Origin of the sequence: Pseudoalteromonas sp. NBT06-2, assembly GCF_002276045.1 — a bacterium.
In the GTDB taxonomy this organism is placed as follows: Bacteria; Pseudomonadota; Gammaproteobacteria; order Enterobacterales; family Alteromonadaceae; genus Pseudoalteromonas.
The window spans coordinates 1-24,553 of the sequence record NZ_NQMR01000077.1 but is presented as its reverse complement, the minus strand read 5'-3'; the positions used below and the strand labels follow the sequence as shown (position 1 = coordinate 24,553).

Here is a 24,553-nt window from a genome sequence, read left to right as displayed (position 1 = left end):
AATTATTTGTTAGCAACAACATTTGATGCAGGTACTAAATTCGAATCATTTTTTAATTTTCTATTAAAACCAAAGTCTTTTGCGCTGAGTCTTAATAAACATGGTAAAAGTACAATTGTAAAAATAGTGCTTACAGCTAACCCCCCAACAATAACCCCCGCTAAACCTCGATAAATAACATTGCCAGCACCTGGTACAAGTAATAAAGGTAACATGCCAAAAAAGCTGGTAGCTGTACTCATAAATATGGGTCTTAAACGTAATTTGAGTGATTGTTGAATTGCTAATTCACGACTTAATCCATTTTGCTGAGCTAAACGTGTTTGATGTACTAATAAAATCGCATTATTAACAACTAAACCTAACAAAATCACAAATCCTATCATGGTCAACAAGTCTAATGGTTGAAATACAAATAGATTTAATAATTGCAATGCTAAAATACCACCAACAGTTGCTAAAGGAATTGTGATCACCACTAAAGCACTGTCTTTCACTGAACGAAATAAAGCTGCCATTAATAGAAATAAAATCACTAATGCAAATGCAAAATTTTCGCTCATTATAACGATGGCTTTTTCAAGCTGATCTGCACTACCACCATAAATAATATTGCCATCCGTAGGCATTACTTGCGCAACTTTTGGTGCTACTTGCTCTTTAAGTACAGCGATTGTTTCTTCTAAAGACCAACCTTGTGGCGGATTAATATTAATGCTAATGGTACGGTTACCATCAATCCTTGTTAAACGAGAAGGTCCAGCCGTTCTATCAATAGTAACTAGATCAGATAGCTGATTAATTGTGCCATTTCCAGTTACGATAGGCACATCAGCCAATGAATCAGGGTCGCTCCAACCATCAGCACGTAAAATCATATTTAGGCGTTTGGTACCATTAAAATATTCTCCAACGTATAAACCATCACCTAAAGTACGCACGACACGACCTACATCTGTGCGATCCCAACCTTGCTCTAAAATATTCCTATCATTGGGTGTTAATCTAATTTCAGGTTCAGCCATTTCAAGCCCCGGATTAGCCCAAACACTAACATCTGGTATGGCATCTTTTACCCATTGTAATGTCTGTTTAGCAACTTGCTGTAATGCCTTGCTATCTTTAGATTGAAGGTGCATTTGCACACTTCGACCACCACCAAAACCACCAAATAAATTACCTTGACGCACAAATGCAGTGGTATCTGGTAGATCGATTAATATTTCATTTTTAACTACATCAAGTAATTCATCTACCTTAGATTGATCTTTGGCTCTAATACCTATATTGCCACCACCTGAACCACTAAATATATAATAATTCTTAAGTGCGGGTTCTTTTGTACCATCCATATATGGCTTTAAACGCTCTACAATAGGATTAATAACTTCTTTTTCTAAAGTTTTAACATTCGCCCCTGGGGGAAAACTTAAATTAGCATCAACTGCATCACGTTTTACTGGAGGTAAGTAGTCTAATTTAGGCATAGCAATATAGGTGATCGCAACGGGTAGCACGAGCATAACAGTAGCAAGGACTAAGCGTTTAATTGATGTATTCGTAATAGACATAACCAAAGTTGTTATTTTATGCCATAAGGCTTGATTAGGGTCTACTATATTGCGTTCATGTAAAAAATACTTAGTTAATACAGGTAATAAAACAGCTGCAACCAATAAAGATACAGAGACTGCTATCGCAATCGTTAGCGCCAAATCTCCAAATAATTGACCTTCTATATCTTTTAAAAAGAATACAGGTAAAAATATGGCAACCGTTGTTGCAGTAGAAGCTAAAAGTGCGCCCCAAACTTGTTTAGATCCCAACTCTGCACTTTTGTGATTATCATGACCTTGTTCACGCATTCTTAAAATATTTTCAAGTACCACAATTGCTGCATCGAGAACCATTCCCACTGCAAACGCTAAGCCAGCAAGAGAAATAACATTAAGTGAACGACCCGTGATCTGTAATACGATAAAAGTAGAAAATAAACTAATTGGAATGGCTGTCGCAATGATTAAAGTCGCTTTCATTCGGCGAATAAACAACCATAAAACGGCTAAAGATAGAATGATTCCGGCAAATAAGTTACTTGTTACTAAATTAATCGCGCGATAAATAAAAACCGAAGCATCAAATGATTGCACCATCACAAGTTGTTTATCAGCAAGTACTTCTTGATTTATTAAGACGACTTCTTGTTTTACTTTATTTAATGTTTCAAGTACATTTGCGCCATTCGCTTTATCGATACGAAATGAAAATGCAGGGTTACCATTTTGAATAGCCAATTGTTGGCGATCTTGACGAGTGACTGAGATTGTTGCCACGTCACCTAAACGTATATTACTAAAATTTCTTGATTCTAAAATTAAATCTGATAATTCATCAACTTCATATTTACCATTAAAGCGTAGCGTATACTGACGACGCCCAACATCAATAAATCCACCTGAGATATCATTGCTAGCCGACACCAATGAAATCAATTGCGGTATTTGAATACCATATTGGGCTACTTTTATTGGGTCGAACCTTATTTGTAATTCTTCTCGATTTTGCTCTGAAAAAGTTTGAACTCCTGCCACCCCATTTATAGACTCAAGCCTGGGTCGAATAACATCATCGGTAAAATCAATATAATCACTGATTGATTTATCATTTCCCGGTAACGCCTGTAAGAAAAACCAGGTTAACGCAGGGTTATTACCACCAAAACCTCCTAGCATAATACGCGGTGGTAAAGCATCTCTTGGTTGACTTTGTACTCGAGTCATACGGCTGATCACTTCAATAAGCGTTTGTTCCATCTCAGTTTCAACACCAAATACCAAATTGATAAAGCCCCCGCCCTGATTAGCAAACGCATTCATTGAACGTAAACCTGGAATGCCTTTTAATACTTGTTCTTGCGGCTCTAGGATTTCTGATTCAACTTCTTTAGGGGAAGCCGCACGCCATTGGGTTTGTATCGCAATGCGAGGCCGCTCTATATCAGGGAATAATTGTATTGGTAATTTAAATAAACTTAATACGCCAACCAACAAAATAAGTGCCACAATTACCGCAACTGCTGCTGGATTTTTTAACGCTGCTGAAATCAATTTCATTTCAATCTCCAACCAAAATTTCGATTTAACAAATGAAAAATATTGACTAAAAACTAGCATGCTTAAAGAATTAAAAAAGAAATTTTTCGGTGAATCACTGCGAAATAGGATAAGTAGCTTAGCTGAAATCTCTTGCAAAACATAGACACACAATGACATACTTTTAGCCCTAAAACACATGAAAATGACATGTATTTCTCTTGGGTAATTTAAATTTCACGACCAATAATAATAGCTCATCTTTGGTCATGATATCGACTAACCCTATCAATTTATCTCTATTATATTTCCATTATTTAAATACGCTTTCACTGTGCCTAATTCATTTCGGTCATGTACTTTGAACCAATCAATACTTGGCATTACTGAAACTATCTGCTCTTGTTTGAAGTTGCTTAAATGAATGGCATTAAAATATATCGTATCTTTAATGCCATTCCAACTATATAAATCACGGGTATAAACCCATAAAATGAGATAATCAACTAATCGACTAATCGACTTTTTGAGCATCTACTATACCCAAACCACTTCAAGATGCAGGATTCAGTTGGAATTAGAAATGCTTTAGGCAAGGCATTGATTGAAGAACATGGTTATTCCCTTTTCAAAATCAATAACGCTGCATAAAGTATTTATAAACCAACCTTACAGGGACTTCTGAGCAAATCATGCTCGTTGTTGCCTGCATGGATGTAGGTACTAGAGCAATGCAGGAGCATATTGCCGGTCCATCTTTTTTTAAGGGAGTAACCATTAATGCAAAGATGCGCCTAGATCATGAATTGCTCAGCAGTCCTGAACCTCACATCTTGAAGTGGCTTGGGTATATAAATAAAATAATCGATATCAAACCGAACTAAAGTAACAAATAAACGGCAGTCAGATTCAGAAATCATCTCCCCTAACAAAAATCGCTGCTTGTTTAACATATCTTCAAGCTTTGTTAATAGACTGAATATCGGTTTTATAGCTATATCATACGCTGCTTGGTTTTGTACAAATCCGGCTTTATAAACACCATTATAAAAATCTCGGCCTCAAGCGACCTAGTTTTAAGATAGTCCAAAACCTTGAAAAGCCTGTGCTGTATAGTGTTAACTAGGCTTCGCCCAGTCAACACTATACAGCACAGGGACAAGCCCCCGAGATTTTCGCTACGCTCTGTTAAACTGTCTTATGTATGAATTATTTATCAATCTAATATGGCTATTTAAGTGATATAAAAGGATAATAAAATCACTTACCCGTGACTTTATTTAACATATGAGAAAACTCCCTCCATTAAATGCATTACGCGCATTTGAAGCTGTCGCTCGTTTAGGTAGCGCCCAAAAAGCAAGTAAAGAGCTGCATGTAACTCATGGCGCAGTAAGTCGACATGTTAAACAATTAGAACATTGGTTAGGTATAACTTTATTTGATCGCAGTCAAAGAAACCTTAAACTCAATACTAATGGCAATAACTATATACAAACAATTTCAGCGGCATTAGATCTCATCCATGAAGGTACTAATAATATTCAAAATGTTAAAACATCGAACATGTTAGGCATTGCCACAACACATTCATTTGCAAGTAAATGGCTAACAGAACAACTGAGCAATTTTTATAAACAGTATAGCGATGTTGAAGTTTGGCTTTCTCTTGATCAGCAACAAATAAATTTTAATCATACGAATATTGATATCGCAATTAGAATGGGTAAAGGGCCTTGGCCTGAATATCACTGCATACCATTAATGCAGGACAAACTAATTACTGTATGCAGTCCGCTACTTTTGAAGCAGTCAATTAAGCTAGACTCTCCCAAAGATCTTGCTAAACATACCTTATTGCATGATCAAGACCCAAATATATGTTGGAATTTATGGTTTAAAGAAAATAATGTATTAAATATAAATCCAAGTAAGGGTCCTCGATTTTCAAGCGCAGATATTTTACTCCGGGCAGCAATGAGTGGCCAAGGTATTGCCTTAGTCAGTGAAAAGTTAGCCGCTCAAGATATCAATGAAGGAAGGTTAATCCAACCTTTTTCAGGTGCCGTAAATTTAGGCAATTATCATTGGCTAGTTATCGCTAAAAATAAACTAGAAAATATTAATGTGAAAAAGTTTTTAATTTGGATTGATAATCTTACTTACAAATAATATGTTGATATAATTAACTATGTAATTAATTCCAAGTTTAACCCTCCCATAACCTTACTTTGTTTATACTAAGCCCAATTTAATATTAAACAGCTGCATACCAACTGAATTATAAAGACAATTTTAATCTACACTTATTCAGTTAATACCATATAAACGGAGAAAGCTTTATGCGTGCTTGCCTAACCTTATTTATACTTATAATCGGACTTACCGGTTGTAGTAAACCTGAAGTCACTCAAGAGCGAGTGATCAGACCGATTGCTTGGACTCAAGTACAATTAAGCAACTTAGATCAAATAAGACGTTTATCTGGTATTATTCAACCCGTTGAGGCCACTAACTTAAGCTTTCAGGTAGGCGGCAAGGTAGATTCTGTAAAAGTAAAATTGGGTGATGCAGTCACACGAGGTGATATCTTAGCCACACTAGATAAACGTAGCTTTATTTTCAGCCAGCAGTCATCACACGCTAATTTACAAAAAGCAAAATCTGCATTAGTCGAAGCTAAAAATGAATTTCAACGTTATACCGAGTTATCTAAACAAGGACTCGTCTCAAAGTCTGGCTTTGATAATGCACAAGCGGCATTTCAATCAGCCTCCAGTGCTGTAAACTTAGCAAAAACGCAATTAGATATCTCAACTAAAGATTTAAATGATAGCCAATTAAAAGCCCCATATAACGGACGTATTACCAAGCGTAGCATAGAACCATCAATGCAAATTACGCCAGGTCAAACTGTATTTGAAATTGAAGGTGAAGATGGTTTAGAAGTACAAATAATGGTACCTGAAACATTAATTCGCGATTTATCAACCGGTAATAAAATGCAAATACACTACCCTGCATTTTCTAATTTAATTGGTGATGGCACAGTAACCGAAATTGGTACTCGAGCACAAACTGCCAATGCTTTTCCAGTGACAGTGCTTATTGATTCATCAGTAGTTGGGCTAAGAGCAGGTATGACAGCGGAAGTCGACTTTACATTTGAAGGTGTTGGTCGTACAGGTTATCGTGGCCAAACATTTCGCTTACCACTGTCAGCTATCGGTGCGGGTTCAGGTCAAAAAACTTATGTATTTGTTTATGATGAAAAAACACAAACAATTTCAAAACGACCCATTCAAACAGAAAACATCATAGATAACCAAGTGATGATTTCATCAGGATTAAAAGTGGGTGAAATTATTGCAACGGCTGGCGTCAGTTTTTTACGGGATGGCCAAAACGTACGTTTACTTGATAAACATGTAAAACAATTTAACTAATTTTTGATAATTGAGGCTTGAAAATGAATTTAACTCAAATCGCTTTTACTTATCGAAAATCCGTTTTGATGGTTTTAGCATTGTTACTGATCAATGGCCTTTTTGCGTACTTTACTTTACCTGCGCAAGAAGATCCCTCTATCACAATCCGTAATGCCATAGTGACAACCTCATATCCTGGTATGGCGCCTGAGCGCGTAGAGCAATTAATTACTCGCACGTTAGAAAAAGAAATTCGAAAAATTCCAGAAGTAGAAAAACTGACATCAACATCGACTACGGGTCAATCGGTAATACATGTTGAAATTTATGATAGATATTTTAATTTAGATAATATCTGGCAAGATTTACGTAATAAAGTAAAACAAGCTGAGGCTAACCTGCCTGACGGGACACGTACACCTTTTGTAAACGACTCATTTGGTGATGTTTCCGTTGTCACTTTAGCCATAACTGCGGATGGCTTTACCATGGGTGAATCACATGATATTGCAAAACATTTACGTGATCATATTTATTCTGTTACTGGCACTAAAAAAGTAGATATTTTAGGCATACAAGATGAGCGTATTTTTTTAGAAGCAAGCTCCGCTAAGTTATCTCAATTAGGCATTTCACCTCAAGCAATTATTAGCGCTTTACAAAAACAAAATATCATCAGCCCAGGTGGTCGAATAGATACTGGAGCAAAATCTTTTGTGATAGAACCAACGGGTAATTTCAATTCAATTACAGAGATAGGCAATACTCATATTTCGATCCCCGGTACTGGAGATACAATCGCACTAAAAGATATAGTATCCCTTAAACGTGATTATATTGATCCACCCCACCAACCTGCTTATTTTAATGGTAAACCTGCAATTATGCTTGCGATAGCCATGCTGCCTAACTTTAATTTATTAGAATATGCGCCAAGGGTTAAAGCCAAAATTGCAGCGGTGCAAAGTACTTTACCTATTGGCTATAATATTAATATCGCGACCTATCAAGCCGAACAAGTTGAACGTACTGTAAGAGGTGTATCAATCAACGTATTACAAACTCTTGCAATAGTTTTAGTTGTGGTGATTTTCTTTTTAGGCATGAGAACAGGCTTAATTGTAGGTTCTATCGTTCCTTTTGTTATGTTAACAACTCTAGCTATAATGCAATACAGCGGTATGGTTTTAGAAAAAATGAGCTTAGCGACTTTGATCATTGCTTTAGGCTTATTGGTAGATAACGGTATTGTTGTCGCTGAAGATTTTAAACGTCGGTTAGAAAATGGCCAAGATCGTTTTGATGCTATGTGTCAAGGCGGTAAGGAACTCGCGTTACCATTATTAAGCTCATCAGCGACAACAATATTTTTTTTCTTACCTCTTATATTAGCTGAACACGTTGCTGGAGAGTTTACCCGAGCTATTTCTCTGGTCATTTTAATCACACTTTTAACCAGTTGGGTATTAGCTTTATGTGTAACCCCAACTTTATGTTATTTTTTCATCAAAAAAGAAATAAGCAATTCGAGTAAAAAAAATGAATCACAAAACAGCCTATTTTATCAGAAATATGAAACGTTTTTACATTGGGTTTTAAAGCATAAAACACTCTTTATGGTTGCTATGTTGGTTTTATTAATAATCTCAATATCTGGTTTTAAATTTGTATCTAAGCAATTTTTCCCAGATTCAGATCGCACTCAAATTATGATGTATATCGATTTACCTAATGGTACTTCGGCAAAAGAAACTGACCGCCAAATGAAACAAGTGTTTTCTTGGCTTGATGATAAAAAACGTTTCCCAGAAATTACCAGCTATTCAGGCTACTCCGGATTTAATGGGCCACGCTTTGTATTAACATTAACACCTGAAGATCCTTCAGATAATAAAGGTTTTGTGGTATTAAATGTTGAGCCGGGTACTGACTTAAATGTCATGACCAGTAAATTACATAATGGCTTAATTGAAAATTTCCCAAACGTATTTGGCCGTGTAAAGCGCATGTTTGCAGGACCATCAGACTCTAGTTCTATCAAAATTCAGGTCAAAGGCCCAGATAAAGACATTATTTATGCCAAAGCACAGGAAATCATGGATGTTTTACATCAAGTACCGCATACAAAAAATATTAGAACCGATTGGGAAAATCGCATTGTAAAAGTAATGGTCAAAATAGATCAACATCGTGCCCGCCGCGCTGGAGTGACATCTGACGATATAGCTACTGCACTGAGAGGTTTTTTCAATGGTACCAATATTACCGAATTTAGAGAAGATGATGACATCATTCCTATCATACTTAGAGCAAATGACAATGAACGTTTTAACCTAGATAGGTTACGCACTGCATCAGTATTTTCTAATACTTCAGGGCTTGCAATACCATTATTTCAAGTAGCTGACTTTGTGCCTGTAAATCAGTATTCTAAAATTCAACGTGAAGACATGTTTAATACAGTGAGTGTAGAAGCCACCAATACTGCGATGACAGCACAAGATTTACAAAAAGTAATAGATAAGAACATTGAAGCACTCAAAGCTGATTTACCTGTTAATCATAGTATTGAATACGATGGCGTAATCACGCAATCAATCGATGCACAAAAAGCACTTGGTGCTAGCATGCCTATGGTTATAGGTTTCATTTTGATTTTATTAGTGATCCAATTTAATTCTTACCGACGCGCATTAATTATAGTATTGACAATTCCGCTATTAATTATTGGTACTGTGAGTGGTTTATTGATTATGAATGCACCTTTTGGTTTTATGGTGACATTAGGTATATATAGTCTTGCCGGTATTATTATCAATAATGCCATTGTTTTAATTGATAGAATTGATATTGAAATTGCCAATGGCGTTGAACAATATCAGGCTGTAATTAACTCGTGTATGACACGGCTAAGACCCATAACAATGACGACAGTGACGACTATCATGGGCTTATTACCTTTAATACTAAATAAAGACCCATTATTTTACGGTATGGCTAACGTTTTAGCTTTTGGTTTAGGTGTAGGCACTATTTTAACCTTAGGTGTAGTACCTGTATTATATGCTGCCTTTTTTAAAGTAAAATCAGCACAATAGATTTAATGAAGCTGTAGCATTTAAACAACAGCTACAGTTTCATCTTCTTAAAGACTATAAAAAAACTGGATACAATGAAATCACATATACTACTTGTCGAAGATGACCTAGATTTAGCTGCTACCATAATTGACTATCTAGAACTTGAAGAAATTTGCTGTGACCATGCATCCAATGGTGTCATTGGATTACAGCTGATTGAAAAAAATTACTATGATATGGCAATTTTAGACATCAATATGCCTCGCATGAATGGCTTAAGTTTATGTAAATCTGTCCGCGATCTTGGCTTTAATATGCCAATATTAATGCTAACAGCCCGAGACTCATTACCAGATAAATTAGCAGGTTTTGAAGTAGGAACCGATGACTACATGGTTAAACCTTTTGAAATGTTAGAGTTAATAGCGCGTATAAATGTATTAGCCAAACGTCAAAGCGGTCAATCCCAACAATTTTCTGTCGCAGACTTAACTGTCGACTTTGAATCTAAAATAGCCAAGCGTCAGCAACGTGAATTAAAACTATCACCCACTGGATGGAAACTACTTGAAGTATTATTACGAAAATCTCCACAAGTGATCAGTCGAGAACAATTATCACGTACTATTTGGGGTGATGATATTCCTGATAGTAATAGCTTAAAAGTACATATATTTAAATTACGTCAGCAGGTAGATTCTGAAGATGACACTAAATTATTAAAAACAATTTCAGGACAAGGTTTTGCTTTAAAGCCATGAGTGACAATAACTATAAATGAACAATAATAAAACACTTCGTAAATATGTAATAACCGCACATACTATCATTGCGTTCATGGTAGTACTCAGCTATACAGCACTTATCAATATCTACTTTGTGAATGGTTTAGACGAAGGCAACTTTCAAGATTTACACCTTGAAGCAAAAAGTTTCAGTAAAGCATATAACAATAAGCAACAACCTGACATTCCTAATTCAATTCATTTCAAAGGCTATATTAGCTGGAAAATCGTGCCTGACTGGGTAAAACAATACTTTCCTGACTTAGAAACTGTGACAAGAACCCAAATGTTGAGTAAAAGATTGAATTTAAAAGGACATATGATTTCATGGCCCGAGCAAGTTATTTTTGTATTAGCGCAACCACTCAATGATGGTAAAACATTCTATTTAACCAGAAAAATTGATATAGAAACTTATCAAGATCTAAGTAAAAACAATATTAAAAACATGATCAAATTAATTTGGCCCGTTGCTTTATTATTCTTAATTATCATGCATTTATTTATTCATTTTTTATTAAAACGCACCATGCGACCTTTGCATCAACTGGGTATTTGGGTCGATCATTTAACCTTAGATAATGTCACTGACCCCATTCCTGATTTTGAATTTAAAGAGCTGAAACACATAGCCAATCAGCAGCAAAAAGCCATGTTAAGGATCAGTGAAGTACTAGATAAAGAGCAATCTTTTTTACGTCATGCAAGCCATGAATTAAGGACCCCGATAGCTGTAGTTAAAAGCAATGTACAATTAATGGAGCGCCGTGAAACAGATCCTAAAAGCCGCACCTCTATAGCTCGTATTAAACGAGCGGCTTTAAATATGCAACATATGACTGAAACTTTATTATGGCTCAGTCGAGAAGATAAAAACGAAAAATTAATCATAAGTGATATCAATATCACTGATATGATAAAGCAACTCATTGAAGATAATCAGTATTTATTACAAGGTAAAACGATTTCACTTCAATACGATATTGATGACGTATCATTAAAATTAGCTCCGACTCCTTTTCGACTAATTTTAAACAATATAATACGAAATGCATTTCAATATACTATCGAAGGCACAATACATTTAAGTTTTAAAAATCAAATACTCATAATTGAAAATATCAATACAGGCAAAGCAGAATTTGATAAGGAAAACTCAGATTATGGTTATGGATTAGGCCTACAACTTGTTGATAAAATAATCAGTAAAATGCGTTGGCAGTATGAAAACAAGCAAATCTCAGGTGGTCGAAAAGTTGCTATCAACTTTAAAAAACTACCTTAAAATATTTTTTATTTATACTTATGCGCGATCATCTTTAGGAGATCCCATTACAACATGTGTTGTAATTGATGCGACATGCGCAGAGGTACCTAAAACATCAGTGTGAAATTTTTTATAACTGATTAAATCTGTTGTTTCTACACGTAATAAATATTCAAAAGGACCTGTTATATTATGGCATTCTTTAACTTCTGGAGACAAAGTTATGGCTCCTTCAAATTCCAACTGTGCATCTTTTGTATGACTTGATAAACCTACAGTGACATAAGCAACACAACCTATGCCTAACTGAGTTTGATTGAGTACAGCTCTATAACCTTTAATAACTTTTGAACGCTCAAGCTCCTGTACTCGGCGTAAACATGCTGAAGCCGAAAGTCCAACTCTATTTGCCAATTCCGCATTACTGATTCGACCATCCAATTTCAGCTCACGCAATATTATTGCGCTTATTTTATCTAATTCAAACATTAGTTGTGTAAAAACCTGTATTTATCGAAACAAAGCAAGATAATTTAATGAAATAAAAATTATAATTGTTTAAGTCCTTTATTAAGAAATTATAACCTCTAGAGGTTTTTATGAATATAGAAATATTAACCGCATTAGCTACATTTGCCTTTGTTTCATCCATTACACCTGGACCAAATAACTTAATGCTCATGTCATCGGGTGCAAACTTTGGTTTTAAGCTGACTATACCACATATGTTGGGTATCAATTTAGGCTTTGTATTTATGGTCTGTTTAGTCGGCGCTGGTTTATTACAAATATTTGATATTTATCCAATAAGCTATAAAATATTAAAGGTTTCCAGCATTTTATATCTTGTATATCTCGCTTATAAAATTGCAACTAGCGCACCAATACAAGATCAAAAAACTCATAATACAAAGCCATTTTCATTTTTACAAGCGGCTATATTTCAATGGGTCAATCCAAAAGCCTGGACCATGGCATTAACTGCAATTAGTGTATATTCTCCCACTAAAAGCATGGATTCCATACTTCTAGTTGGGGCAATTTTTGGTACTATTAACTTACCTTCGGTTGGAATTTGGACTGTATTAGGTCAACAACTCAAAAAGTTTTTGACCAGTGATCTTAGGCTTAAAGTATTTAACTTTACAATGGCTTTATTATTAATTGCCAGTTTATACCCTTTAATTATATAAGTTATAGAATTATATTAATTTTCCGAGTAAAGTTGCCAAATTAAATGTCACAGTAAAGAAAAATAGGTCTTCATTTATGGATCATCTAAACATTCATGTGAATGAAGGCCAGCTAATTTATAAGCAGTCGCTTTCAAATACGATTGCCGAAGTAAGAGAATATAAACATTACCGCTGGCTAGCAACTAAAAATACGCAACAATCCCCATTAGTATTTCAATCGATTGTAAATTTAGACAATCCAACTGAATTAGTATTTCCGTATACCCGAACTATGACATTATTTTTACTTTGGAAATCAACAAATATAAATTTACTTAATTTAGGCATGGGTGTTGGATCTATTGAACTGGCATTACAGCATAAACACGTAAACATTACTTCTGTAGAACAAAATAGCGATATTGCTGAAATAGCGCAAAAGTATTTTAACTTACCTAAACAAGTAAACTTAAATATTGAAACAGCTGAACAATTTTTAAAGAACACAAACCAAATATTTGATGTTATTTTATGTGACATTTTTAACAGTCAAGATCATAGTAATTGCATCTTTGAACTCACGTTTTATAAACAATTAAAGCAAGCACTACATATCTCTGGAGTGATTTTTTTAAACTTACTGCCTAAAAATACTACACAATTACAGCATATATTACTGTTAATACGCCAAGTTTTTAACCATGTCGCTTTAGTTGAATATCCAGATCATAAAAATATTGTTATAATCATATCCTCCAAAGTAATCCCGAATAAACAACAGCTTATTGACGCTAACAATAAAAAACTGCACCAATACTTCTATGACTTCACAAGCATTATTTCATCAACGATTTATTTACCTATCAAACTAAACAACTCATAATTTTATTAACTATAAGGCTCAGAAAAAACTTTACGTCAATACTTAGATATCCACACAAAGTAATACCTTAATCAGAAAAAATGATGATAATTATTTGAAGTTCCATGTAAGGTCTGTTGATCTTTCAAGTTCATAATTTGACCACTTGCATTGGCAGCCATATGATGCAGCATGCCAATGCGAGTGTACCTTCATAATTTCTTTTTAATTTATCATATCTTGTCGCTATGCCTAGGTAATGCTTGAGGCGAGCAAAAACATGCTCAACTAAATGAGGGTATTTATATAAACACCAATCGATATCATCATTTACCTACCTTGGAATTTCTCTTCCTTGGGATAACTAGAATGGCATTTTTATCGCGTATTTGCTCTCTAAGGACTTCACTATCATAGCCTTTATCTGCAATGATATAATCCGAACTTGGCAACATGCCTATACCCATGTTACTTCAATATACATGTTTCAGAGCTATCTGAGCGAGCCCAATTCAAGACGTGTTTATGTGGAATGTAGCACCTTTAAAACCAAGACAACGATGAAGTGAGTTTGCTCAGAAGCCCCCCTCAGCGAGTTTAAACAGGGTTTATGCTGCGTTATTAATTTTGATAAGGGAACATCTTTATCTTCAATTAATGCCTTACATAATTAAAAATAGAGCTATATCAAAAAGACAACCTAATTAGCACTGCTGCCGTTAATACTTTTCTAAAAGAAGATAATGAAATAAGAAAGTAGTTATTAATGCTTGTGCGATTATAGGGACGGCTTACTTAATCGAAAAAAGCTAAGTAATCTATAACCATGTTTTTATCATAAGCTTGTATATACCCAAACCACTTCAAGAGGCTGGATTCAGTTGGAATTAGAAATGCTTTAGGCAAGGCATTGATTGAAGAACATGGTTATTCCCTTTTCAAAATCAATAACGCTGCATAAAGTATTTATAAACCAACCTTACAGGGACTTCTGAGCAAATCATGCTCGTTGTTGCCTGCATGGATGTAGGTACTAGAGCAATGCAGGAGCATATTGCCGGTCCATCTTTTTTTAAGGGAGTAACCATTAATGCAAAGATGCGCCTAGATCATGAATTGCTCAGCAGTCCTGAACCTCACATCTTGAAGTGGCTTGGGTATAAAACGTTCTCGAAGAGTCCAAAAGTTATCGCCGCCTCCTTTATTAGTTAACATGATTAATACTGAATCATCAGCAATGTTTCGTACATAGTCATTATTGAAGCCTACCCAGTTACCTGCATGACCAATAATATTGGGTGATTGTGGATGTAAAAACCAACCAAAACCATAATAAGATAATTTACCATTATTTAATAATGTTGGTTTAAATGCTTTATTTAGCTCTTCTTTAGAGAGAAGAGTATTTGATTGCAACCCACTATGCCATTTAAGTAAATCGTTAGCAGTTGAATATACGGCACCATCTCCAGTTACTCCTTCAAGATAATATAGATCGTCCATACCATTGTTAGACTGTCCATAAACACGAGAAGGAAAGGTGTTGCCTTTGGATAAAATGGTAAAAACCCGAGTATTATTCATACCCAAAGGTTTAAAAATATGTAACTTCGAAAACTCTTCAAGTGATTGATTTGATAATTTTTCAATAATATAGGCCAAAACAACATACCCGGTGTTACTATATTCAGCAGTGCTACCAGCAGAAAAGTCTAGCTTGGGCTGATGGGTGTTAAATAAATCATATTTTGATTGGTAAAGCCCCTTTTATTCCAGAACTCATCCGTTAAGACTTCATAATTAATCATTCCGGAAGTATGGTTTAACAAGTGTCGGATAGTTATATTTTTATATGGAAATTCAGGAAGATGTATTTGAACTTTATCATCATACTTAAGCTTGTTTTGCTTTTTTAATAACATGATCCCCATTGCTGTAAAATGTTTGGAGAGCGATCCTAGATTAAATGATGAATCTAATGTGATCATATCATTACGATGTGGATGTACTTTACCAACAGTTTTGCTGTAAATTATCTTGCCTTTACGGGCAATTAAAAATGCGCCACTAATTTCATCCTTGTTATCTAACTCATTTATCCAGTTATTAAATTCTTTTAACTGTTGTGATTGAACATTTTCGTCAGCTTTTAACTTTTGGGAAATAGACAAATACATTAGTCCGATGGTAAGTATCAACACCTTAAATTTCATGAATTACATCTTTATTATAATCTTGATTTCGCATGAAATTTATAATTTAGGTCTTTATAAGTCAACTAATATCACCCCCCGTTGTTATATCTAAAAACCGAAACTCTGCAGACCTAATCAACTGTACGATTAGTCTAAGTTATCAAATATGAGCTACAACAATTAAACGTTACCCTAATTCAAAGTAGTCGTTATATTTTAAGTTTCTAGTGTACTTCTAAAATGCTCGAGTTTTCTTTCAGGTAAAGGAGGACTAAAATAATAACCTTGAACTATATAACAACCATTTTGTTCTAAAAATTCAATTTGCTCCACTGTTTCAACACCTTCAGCGACTAAGTTAAGCTTTAATTTAGTCGCCATTGCGATTATGGCAGCACTAATAGCCATATCACTTGCATCTTTTGGAATATCTTTTACAAAAGATCTATCAATTTTAAGAATATCAACAGGAAAACGCTTTAAATAACTCAATGAAGAAAAGCCAGTACCAAAATCATCAATAGATAAAGAAAGTCCTAAGGCTTTAAGTTCATGTAATTGCACGATAGCGGCCTCTATATCGCCCATTAACATGCTTTCAGTTAATTCTAAATGTACATTATTAGCACTAGCATCTGTTTCCTTTAGTATTTGAGATAATATATCGACTAAATTACTATCTTTAAACTGTCTTGCTGATAGGTTAATTGAAACATTATTTCCAATATTTTGTTCAACCAGCCTTTTTGCAAAGCGACATGCTTCCCATAGAACCCACTCACCAAGCTCAACAATAATTCCTGTACTCTCCGCAATAGGAATAAACTTATCTGGAGATATCATTCCCTTAACTGGGTGGAACCAGCGGATCAATGCTTCATAGCCAACAATAGTTCGCGTTCTACTATCAAGTTGAGGCTGATAGTACAATTCAAATTGCTTTTCTTTTAATGCAACCCTTAACTCATTTTCAATTAACATGCGTTCTTTGGCAGCAGCATTCAGATCAGAGTTATAAAAATGATAGGTATTTCTACCTTTTGCTTTTGCTTCATACATCGCTAAATCAGCGTGTTTTAACAATTGGTCTTCTTCAGAGCTATCTTGTGGGGCTAACGTGATACCAATGCTGGCGCTAACAATAACTTCATCATTAACTAATTTTATTGGCTTACTTAAGGTCTCTTGAATTGTATTTGCGACTTCTCTCGCTTTTTCTCTATCATTAATACCACTGAGTAATACTGCAAACTCATCACCACCCAACCTTGCAATGGTATCTTCTGTTCTTAATCTATACTTTAATCGATTTGCCACTTCTAGTAATAACTGATCGCCAGCATCATGACCTAAAGTATCATTAATACGTTTAAATTCGTCTAAATCAAAATAAAACAAAGCAAAAGAATAATGCCCTCTTGCTGCTAATGCCATTGATTTTCTTAGCTGCATTCTGAAAAATGCTCGGTTTGATAAACCCGTTAATGTATCATAATAAGCCAACTGTTCCATTTTACGTTGGCTTTCTTTCACAAAACTAATATCTTGTGCACATGCCACATAACTAGTAATTGAACTATCTTCATTTCTAATAGGAGAAATACTCAGAGATACCCAAATCGCTTTATTGTAAATATTCCTAAATAATGTATCCCCTCTCCAATAATGTCTGCTTTTTAGGTCTAATTCTATATCATCTACTAATATTTGCATCTCTTGTGCAATAATCTTAAGTATTGAAGACCCTATCAGTTCCTTTTCTTCATAACCTGTCATTTCAGGCATTTTAGGATTTACATATACAATATTTAAATCTGAATCAGCTATAACAACCGCACTGCCAGAAAACTCAACGGCCTTAATAAGACGTTTTGCGGCTAGTTCCGCCTCTTCTTTTTCTATAATGCGTTGATCTAAATTATCTAAATGTTTGGTAATTTCTTCAGACATGTTTTTAAATGCGCCATTTAATGCACCTATTTCATCTTTATTTGCTTCAGGGAAGTCTACTTTTGATTTACCTTTACTTTTGCCAAAAGCATTAACCGAATGCACTAGCGTAATAACACGCTTTAACAATAATTCATTCAATGATTGATGTAACAAAATAACCACTAGAACAGTATAAATTATAAACAAACCAAAGAATTTTATTTCTAATTCATCCAAAGCAGATAAAATAGATGAGCGCTTTTTATATACCCCTATATACCAATCAAATGATGCTATTTTATGAATATTGACAATATGTACTTCATTATCTTCAATAAATGAACTTGGAAAATTAAGTAAGTCTTTTTTGATAGCTAATTGTACTAATTCTTTTAAATGCTGAGGAATTAAATCGCTTGTTTCAAGTAACTGATTCATACCTCCCTCTTTCTTTTCGATCAAATTATTAATTGACGGATGAGATAATATTTGGCCTTGTTTGTTAAAAATAAAAAATTGCTGCTCTTTATCCGATACTGAAAAGTGTTTAATTAAATCTCTGAAGATTAAATCACTCCCTGTTATACCTAAAAACTCGTTTTTGTAATATAAAGGAACGATAAGGCTTACAATCCATTTATGCCAAATATTATCGTAATAAACAGGTGTCCATTTAGGGCTTCTTGACGGATTATTTTCTTCTAATGCAACGGAATAAAATAGATCATTTGAAAATTGATGATCTGGTTCTAATTGAACAGCCCAATTGGGTGGAGATACTCGAATAAAATTATCTTTGCTAATAAAATAAAAATTGAAAAAATTTCTAGTCAATGTGGGTGAAATAATTTGCCAGAGTACTTCGGTATCATAAAATAATTTTTCATAAAAGTCGTTAAAGCTTGATTGTGGAATATAGGCTGCAGATAAACCATCTAATGCGATACTTCGGACCACTGAATCTTGTGAATGATCAAATTCAATTTTCTTTTGATTTGGCTGAATGAAGTTATATTCAAACAATTGCTGTTTTACAACAAAATTAGCTTTAGTCGCTATTTTTATTTTATTATCAATGATTTGATCGAACTGCCTGATGAAATTTACTCCCGTTGTCTTTAATGCCTCATACTCTTCAAAAATTAATTGTTTTCGTTCAGATTTAAGCATCAAAACAGCAACACTCATTCCTGCAATTAAACAAATAACTGAGATTAAAACAGATAATTTAACGCTAAGAGAATTTCTTCCATAACGATATGGCAAACGGCTATACTTCAAATTTAAACCTATACAGTTGCTTTTAGAAATGGCTTTTGCCATCAACTCCTTAAATATAAAATAAACTCAGCCCAAACAACACCTTTTTTATATACAAGCAGATTAATTTCTAAATATTTCATTTAACACAGCAGAAAAAGTAATATTCAAAAAATAATTAAAACATTTATTGACTTATGACGCGCTAATTTTTAAATTAACGGTATGAAACGAATTTATGCTCGATTTTTCTTTATGTTTTTTATACTCCACCCTAAAAGGGAGGCAGTTTAGTCACGACATAAAAAAGTCAGCGACAAATACAAGCCTCCCAAATGGGAGGTTTTTTTTTGCAATAAATTTTAAAACTGGGAATGAGGAAATACCTATGACTAATGATGCATTACAGGCATTACGAAAAGATATCAATGAGATTGATTCTGAATTATTAATACTACTAACAAAGCGGCGCCGTATTAGTCATTCTGTTGTTGAATACAAGATATCGAACAATAAACCAATTAGAGATGAACAAAGAGAAATCGCGCTATTAGAAAAGTTAATATCGTATGGTAAATCTCTTGGTTTAGATGCTTATTATGTTAATAGTGTTTTCCAAACGATCATTGAAGACTCTGTGTTACATCAACAAGCAATGTTACAACAAAATATCAATCCTGATATTAAAGGTGAAACTAATCGCATTGCATATCTTGGTGGTCAGGGTTCATACAGCCAATTAGCTTGTCACAAATACTTTAGTCGTCGTAGTGATCATATAGTTGAACTTGGTTGCTCAAGCTTTTTTGAAATCACGAATAAAGTTGAAACAGGTCAAGCTGACTTTGGCTTATTACCTATTGAGAATACTTGTTCTGGTAGTATCAATGAAGTCTTTGATTTATTACAACATGCACAAGTTTCAATCGTTGGTGAATTAACACAATCAATAGAACATTGTTTAATTGCCAAAGATGGGCTAAAAATTGAAAACATAACAAAAGTTTTTGGTCACCCGCAACCATTCACACAATGTAGTCAATTTATTCAAGGCTTAGAAAATATTCAACTTGAATACTGTGATTCAACATCTAGCGCAATCGCTAAAGCACTAGAAACACCTTATAGTGCTGCTATCGCTTCACAACAAGCAGGGATCAAAGCTGGCTTAGAAGTTGTACAATCGGCAGTGGCAAATCAAGTTGAGAATCATAGTAGATTTATTGTTGTTGCAAGAAAACCGATGCAAACATCAAAACAGATCCCTACAAAAACAAGTTTGATAATGGCTACAAGTCAAAATGCAGGCTCACTTGCCGATGCTTTAATCATTTTTAAACAACATAGTATTAACTTAGTTAAACTTGAATCACGCCCTGTTCCTGGCAATCCATGGGAAGAAGTTTTCTATGTTGATTTAGAAGCAAACTTAATTCAAAGTAATACACAGCAAGCACTTGAAGATTTAAAAGAAGTAACTGAATATGTTCGAATCCTTGGATGTTACCCAAGTGAATCAATGACTCAGGTTGAAGTGACAAAATAAACTTTCAGGTAACGAGTACCTCGTAACTCGTTACCTGAAGATGAAAATTAGCTAAACGAAGAATATTGAAAATAACAAGTAATTTCAGTCTTGTTGTGGCCTAAACAAAGCTTTAAAGCTAATTTATTAATCTAAGACTTTAGAATCATTTGCCTTATTTAATAAAGCCCTACTTTGTTTTAGAAATAACTCTGCAGAATCAGAAAAATAGCTTTTAGCATCGCTAAAACCAGCTATTAAACCTGCTTTATCTCCATTTTTTAATTTTACTAAAGTTTGTTGATAAATATCTTTATAATCTTCAAGTAACGATTCAACATTATAAAATTGGGCTAACATAATGTCTGCATATAATCCTGGTGACTGAGCAAATAAACGACCCACCATCATCAATTCTAATTGATATATCGGAGATGAGCAGCTTTTGATTTCAGTTAAACTATGCGTTTGTTTTGCTAAAAACTGTCCATAAACAAATGTCGTTAAATGGCGCATAACTTGCACAATTTGCATAGCTTCATCATGCTTTTTAGCATCCATTTCTACTAATTGTGTCCCCCAAATTTTTAGTTGGGCTAATAAAGAATCTATTTTTATATCACCTCTACCACGGCATACAACAATTATTTGCTTTACCCAATGCTCTATATCTGGACCAAACATCGGGTGTAATCCAACAACTGGGCCACTATGACTATTCATCATTGCAGTAACTGGTTTTTCTTTTACACTTGTAATATCAACTAATAAACAATCATCATCAAGTTTTGGTAGCGCATCTACAATAGCTTCCATTTTATTAATAGGCACCGAAACTAATACTAATTTAGCACCTGATAAAATTTCATCTTGGGAAATTTGTTGTTCTTTATCCAAAATTCTAACTTCAATACCAGAGCGACGTAATTGATTGACAAATAATTGCCCCATTACACCATTTCCACCAATAATCACTGCAGGGGATAAGTCAGGCGCAACACAAGCAAGTTCTGATTGTTGATTTTGGTATGACTCTCTCATCATACGACGTAAAATATCTTCAACTAAGTCCCCTGATACACCTTGCATTTGTGCTTGTGCTCTTCGAGCTTTTAACAATTGTATTTCCCGCTCGGGAATATAAACAGGTTCTCCTGAATCTCTTTTAATTTGTCCTACTTGTGCTGTTATTTTATTTCTTTTCGCCAAAATGGCGACTAACTCAGTATCACAAGCATCTATTTGTGAGCGAAGATAAGCTAACTTTTGAACCAAAACCAAACCTCGTAAACTTAAATTTACATCAGTACATCATTATATACATGTGATATTATCATACTTTAAAGTAATCAAAAGCGATTCTTTTCATGAACACACTTCTCTTGGTGTATTTAATTCAAAACTAGCAGAAACGTGTTTTAAATTTTAACTAATTGTTCCGTTTTTATGATTATACCAATTCCTATAATTAAGTGACCACTCAGAGCTTATGAGGTTTTACAATACTAGGCATGTCAGTGAATTCATGGTTACTCCCTTTAGAACTGACTTAACAACATATCAAAAACTCCTTTTAGGTGGATTTCAAAGCGCTTTATTATCGGAAATAGTATAACTATGCACCGAGCAGTTGAATCTGTCTCTATATACACGTGCTACTTGGAAATATAGGTTTCGGAGCTTGGGTAGGATAGGAGTACAAGGCATGATTTGTAATTAAGTTATTCGCTGATGATGAATCATAACGCCGTAATCGTTTTCTACCTAAACTCCCATAGAATAAGAAGATAAGCGATCAACTGCATTGTTATAAATATTTGTTAAGGATGACTAATGACACATCTTATAACTCGCGTTATACACGCTTCTCAACTTGCTGAAATCGTGCATTACCATGTAGCATTGGATATATAAAGGTGGTATTCATTAATAAAACAAGAACAAGTAGATGTGCGTATTTTCTTTTTCGATTAAATATTATTAATGCTTTGCTTATAATTCTGATTTTTTTGTGGCAAAAGAGTTTCGAACTCATTAATATCACTATTTACTAATTGTAATATTTTTTCCCCACCACTAGCATTAATACCTTTATATAACAATGGAGATAGAATGAAATTTGTGTTCTCTATTTGGGTTAATGAATGTTGAAGCTGCTCCCAAAACAGAGTTGTCATAGTATTAGCAAGTATACTTGCGATCCCCATTTTTCGCCATGAAGGTGATACATATAAATATATTAAATGGCAACAAATTCCAATATTATTATCTTTACATAACTCATCGTTATCATACCAATAATCCATTATGGAAAAATTAAAGCTAATGTATGCTATTGGGACATCATCTATATCTTCTGCAAATAGAGTTAACAAATGATGTTTCATTTGCTTTTTAGAATTATACCCCAATTTTATTTTAAATGAACTTGCTATCTTTTCTTTTATTTGGGTAACACTTTCATTATAAATTAAAGTTTTCATGACTTCTTCAGAACTAATGTGTGTTGGTTGCTCAAAAATAATTAAGTTTGGAATTTTATGAGAATAAAACCAATTGGGATGTTGACACTTTATTGTTTGAAGATCTGTTTTAGTAACACTCTGAATAAATCCATTACCTTTAGACTTAGCAATAGTTTCATCTAATAAAAATAAAGATTTCAGCATGTTTTCTTTATTTTTCATTGCCATGATATACCCCTATATAGAAAATAATTTAAGTCAGGTGTAACTCATATTTAATTTATAGTTGATATTATTAAATCCTGCTAATTATTAACACCTGATAATACTAAAAACTTAAAACGCATTTTTTTAGATACCGTTAATATGCTAATGAATAAAATAGAATCCATAGAACCATCTCTGTTGGTTATTTTATTTGGCCATTTATGAGCATCTCCCACAGTTTTACGCAGCAATCGTTGCTTTAGCTCCACCGAGGAATTAAAATCCAATGCTATCTCATTTTCCATTTTACTAGGTGATGGCTTTTTTCAAGATATAGTTAAATAAAAATAATATGGCATAATTAATGAATGAATGGGGTATAGTTTAGATTTTCGCCAATATGTTTTAGCTTACAAAAAAAATGGATATGCAAGTTTTAGAAAAAGATGTGCAATCTCATCCAGATGATTATCAATGGGAGAGAGCTAAACGCTTAGGAGTTTGCCAACCTGCTATTTATCACACTCTAAAACGCACTAATATCAACTTTAAAAAACACTAAAATACCCAAAAGATGACGAAGAAGAGCGATTAAATTTTCAGCGTCGGATTGCGTGTTATGAAGAGGGTGGAAAAGACATTTTTTATCTTGATGAGGGTGATTTGGCACAATGTATGTCGCGCACTCATGGCGATTCAAAAACAGGTCTTCGTTGTTATGACATGCATGATTGGCAAGTAAAAGGCCGAGTAAATATCATTGGAGCTATTGTCAGTGGTCTGTGTTTTTACATGATATGTCAATTCCGATGTGTTCTATGCCTGGTTAATTCAATACTTACTATCAAAGGTGCATAAAGACGCTGTTATTGTTATGAATAATGCCTCTTTTCATAAACGTACTGTATGCTCGATGCAATTAACGAATATCGATTTACCTGCGAATTTTCACCTCCCTATAGCCCTAACTTAAATCCAATTGAGCAAAAATGGGCGCATGTAAAATTAATTAGAAGAACTAAGTGTTGCGAGCTTTACAAACTATTTTCTGAGCACCTTGACTATGCCATTTTATATTGATCCGGCTATACTAGCCTATACACACATCTATTATTGGATTGGAGCATTTGGTTAAACTGAGCAATACTCAATTCTATTGCTATATACCCGTTCTACTTGGAAATTCAGCTTTCAGAGCTGGGTAGGATAAGAATACAAAAGTATGATGTGAAATTTAATCTAGTCGTTACGCTCTGTTAGAAACATCGAGTAGGGTGAGG

19 protein-coding genes and 1 pseudogene are annotated in these 24,553 nt (G+C 34.1%); 10 read left to right on the top strand and 10 right to left on the bottom strand.

Annotated elements, in window-relative coordinates; all coding sequences use genetic code 11:
* Positions 1-2 precede the first annotated feature (2 nt).
* Together CJF42_RS15265 and CJF42_RS15260 are read right to left on the bottom strand one after the other, a co-directional pair.
* The gene (locus tag CJF42_RS15265) at positions 3-3,113 is read right to left on the bottom strand and encodes an efflux RND transporter permease subunit (protein ID WP_095367518.1); all 3,111 of its coding nucleotides are present in this window, start codon (positions 3,111-3,113) and stop codon (positions 3-5) included.
* A 267-nt stretch (positions 3,114-3,380) separates the two neighbouring features.
* On the bottom strand, positions 3,381-3,626 hold the full coding sequence (locus CJF42_RS15260; RefSeq protein ID WP_095367517.1) for a hypothetical protein: 246 nt from the start codon (positions 3,624-3,626) through the stop codon (positions 3,381-3,383).
* Positions 3,627-3,784: 158 nt separating this feature from the next.
* On the opposite strand from CJF42_RS15260, the gene CJF42_RS27550 reads away from it, so the two are divergent.
* The 6 genes from CJF42_RS27550 (at position 3,785) to CJF42_RS15225 (ending at position 11,670) form a co-directional block, all read left to right on the top strand.
* A complete protein-coding gene (locus CJF42_RS27550) occupies positions 3,785-3,976 on the top strand; it encodes a hypothetical protein (protein WP_170940625.1) in 192 nt (63 codons plus the stop codon).
* Positions 3,977-4,379: 403 nt separating this feature from the next.
* Positions 4,380-5,264, top strand: coding sequence for a transcriptional regulator GcvA (gene gcvA, locus CJF42_RS15245; RefSeq protein WP_095367515.1), 885 nt, complete (start codon positions 4,380-4,382; stop codon positions 5,262-5,264).
* Between the two features lie 170 nt (positions 5,265-5,434).
* Positions 5,435-6,538 carry an efflux RND transporter periplasmic adaptor subunit gene (locus CJF42_RS15240; protein ID WP_252097626.1) on the top strand — a complete coding sequence of 368 codons (1,104 nt, stop codon included), beginning with the start codon at positions 5,435-5,437 and terminating at the stop codon, positions 6,536-6,538.
* A 23-nt stretch (positions 6,539-6,561) separates the two neighbouring features.
* Positions 6,562-9,618 (top strand): efflux RND transporter permease subunit, encoded by a 3,057-nt coding sequence (locus CJF42_RS15235; protein ID WP_095367513.1) that lies wholly within the window; start codon positions 6,562-6,564, stop codon positions 9,616-9,618.
* A gap of 74 nt (positions 9,619-9,692) precedes the next feature.
* The gene (locus CJF42_RS15230) at positions 9,693-10,361 is read left to right on the top strand and encodes a response regulator transcription factor (RefSeq protein ID WP_095367512.1); all 669 of its coding nucleotides are present in this window, start codon (positions 9,693-9,695) and stop codon (positions 10,359-10,361) included.
* Positions 10,362-10,377: 16 nt separating this feature from the next.
* Positions 10,378-11,670 (top strand): sensor histidine kinase, encoded by a 1,293-nt coding sequence (locus tag CJF42_RS15225; protein WP_095367511.1) that lies wholly within the window; start codon positions 10,378-10,380, stop codon positions 11,668-11,670.
* 18 nt (positions 11,671-11,688) lie between these two features.
* Here CJF42_RS15225 and CJF42_RS15220 read toward each other — a convergent pair whose 3' ends face one another.
* A complete protein-coding gene (locus CJF42_RS15220) occupies positions 11,689-12,141 on the bottom strand; it encodes an Lrp/AsnC family transcriptional regulator (RefSeq protein WP_095367510.1) in 453 nt (150 codons plus the stop codon).
* Positions 12,142-12,251: 110 nt separating this feature from the next.
* Between CJF42_RS15220 and CJF42_RS15215 the strand changes: the two genes are divergently transcribed.
* Both CJF42_RS15215 and CJF42_RS15210 read left to right on the top strand, forming a co-directional pair.
* A complete protein-coding gene (locus tag CJF42_RS15215) occupies positions 12,252-12,845 on the top strand; it encodes a LysE family translocator (protein ID WP_095367509.1) in 594 nt (197 codons plus the stop codon).
* Between the two features lie 76 nt (positions 12,846-12,921).
* Positions 12,922-13,710, top strand: coding sequence for a spermidine synthase (locus CJF42_RS15210; protein WP_095367508.1), 789 nt, complete (start codon positions 12,922-12,924; stop codon positions 13,708-13,710).
* A gap of 130 nt (positions 13,711-13,840) precedes the next feature.
* On the opposite strand, the pseudogene CJF42_RS15205 reads toward CJF42_RS15210, so the two are convergent.
* The 4 genes and pseudogenes from CJF42_RS15205 to CJF42_RS15185 form a co-directional block, all read right to left on the bottom strand.
* Positions 13,841-14,123: pseudogene (locus CJF42_RS15205) on the bottom strand (transposase); the annotation flags it as partial.
* A 670-nt stretch (positions 14,124-14,793) separates the two neighbouring features.
* The gene (locus tag CJF42_RS15195) at positions 14,794-15,351 is read right to left on the bottom strand and encodes a serine hydrolase domain-containing protein (protein WP_095367507.1); all 558 of its coding nucleotides are present in this window, start codon (positions 15,349-15,351) and stop codon (positions 14,794-14,796) included.
* A 50-nt stretch (positions 15,352-15,401) separates the two neighbouring features.
* Positions 15,402-15,902: a serine hydrolase domain-containing protein gene (locus tag CJF42_RS15190; protein ID WP_095367506.1), complete on the bottom strand. Its 501-nt coding sequence runs from the start codon at positions 15,900-15,902 to the stop codon at positions 15,402-15,404.
* A gap of 198 nt (positions 15,903-16,100) precedes the next feature.
* Positions 16,101-19,139 carry a bifunctional diguanylate cyclase/phosphodiesterase gene (locus tag CJF42_RS15185; protein ID WP_095367505.1) on the bottom strand — a complete coding sequence of 1,013 codons (3,039 nt, stop codon included), beginning with the start codon at positions 19,137-19,139 and terminating at the stop codon, positions 16,101-16,103.
* 325 nt (positions 19,140-19,464) lie between these two features.
* On the opposite strand from CJF42_RS15185, the gene CJF42_RS15180 reads away from it, so the two are divergent.
* Positions 19,465-20,622, top strand: coding sequence for a chorismate mutase (locus tag CJF42_RS15180; protein ID WP_095367504.1), 1,158 nt, complete (start codon positions 19,465-19,467; stop codon positions 20,620-20,622).
* A 126-nt stretch (positions 20,623-20,748) separates the two neighbouring features.
* Here CJF42_RS15180 and tyrA read toward each other — a convergent pair whose 3' ends face one another.
* The 3 genes from tyrA to CJF42_RS26825 form a co-directional block, all read right to left on the bottom strand.
* On the bottom strand, positions 20,749-21,876 hold the full coding sequence (gene tyrA / locus CJF42_RS15175; RefSeq protein ID WP_252097624.1) for a bifunctional chorismate mutase/prephenate dehydrogenase: 1,128 nt from the start codon (positions 21,874-21,876) through the stop codon (positions 20,749-20,751).
* A 695-nt stretch (positions 21,877-22,571) separates the two neighbouring features.
* A complete protein-coding gene (locus CJF42_RS15170; protein ID WP_095367502.1) occupies positions 22,572-23,294 on the bottom strand; it encodes a GNAT family N-acetyltransferase in 723 nt (240 codons plus the stop codon).
* Positions 23,295-23,371: 77 nt separating this feature from the next.
* Positions 23,372-23,560, bottom strand: coding sequence for a hypothetical protein (locus CJF42_RS26825; protein WP_141235570.1), 189 nt, complete (start codon positions 23,558-23,560; stop codon positions 23,372-23,374).
* Positions 23,561-23,694: 134 nt separating this feature from the next.
* Between CJF42_RS26825 and CJF42_RS15165 the strand changes: the two genes are divergently transcribed.
* Entirely contained in the window at positions 23,695-23,835 is a 141-nt protein-coding gene (locus CJF42_RS15165) for an IS630 transposase-related protein (protein ID WP_212668829.1), read from the top strand.
* Positions 23,836-24,553 lie beyond the last annotated feature (718 nt).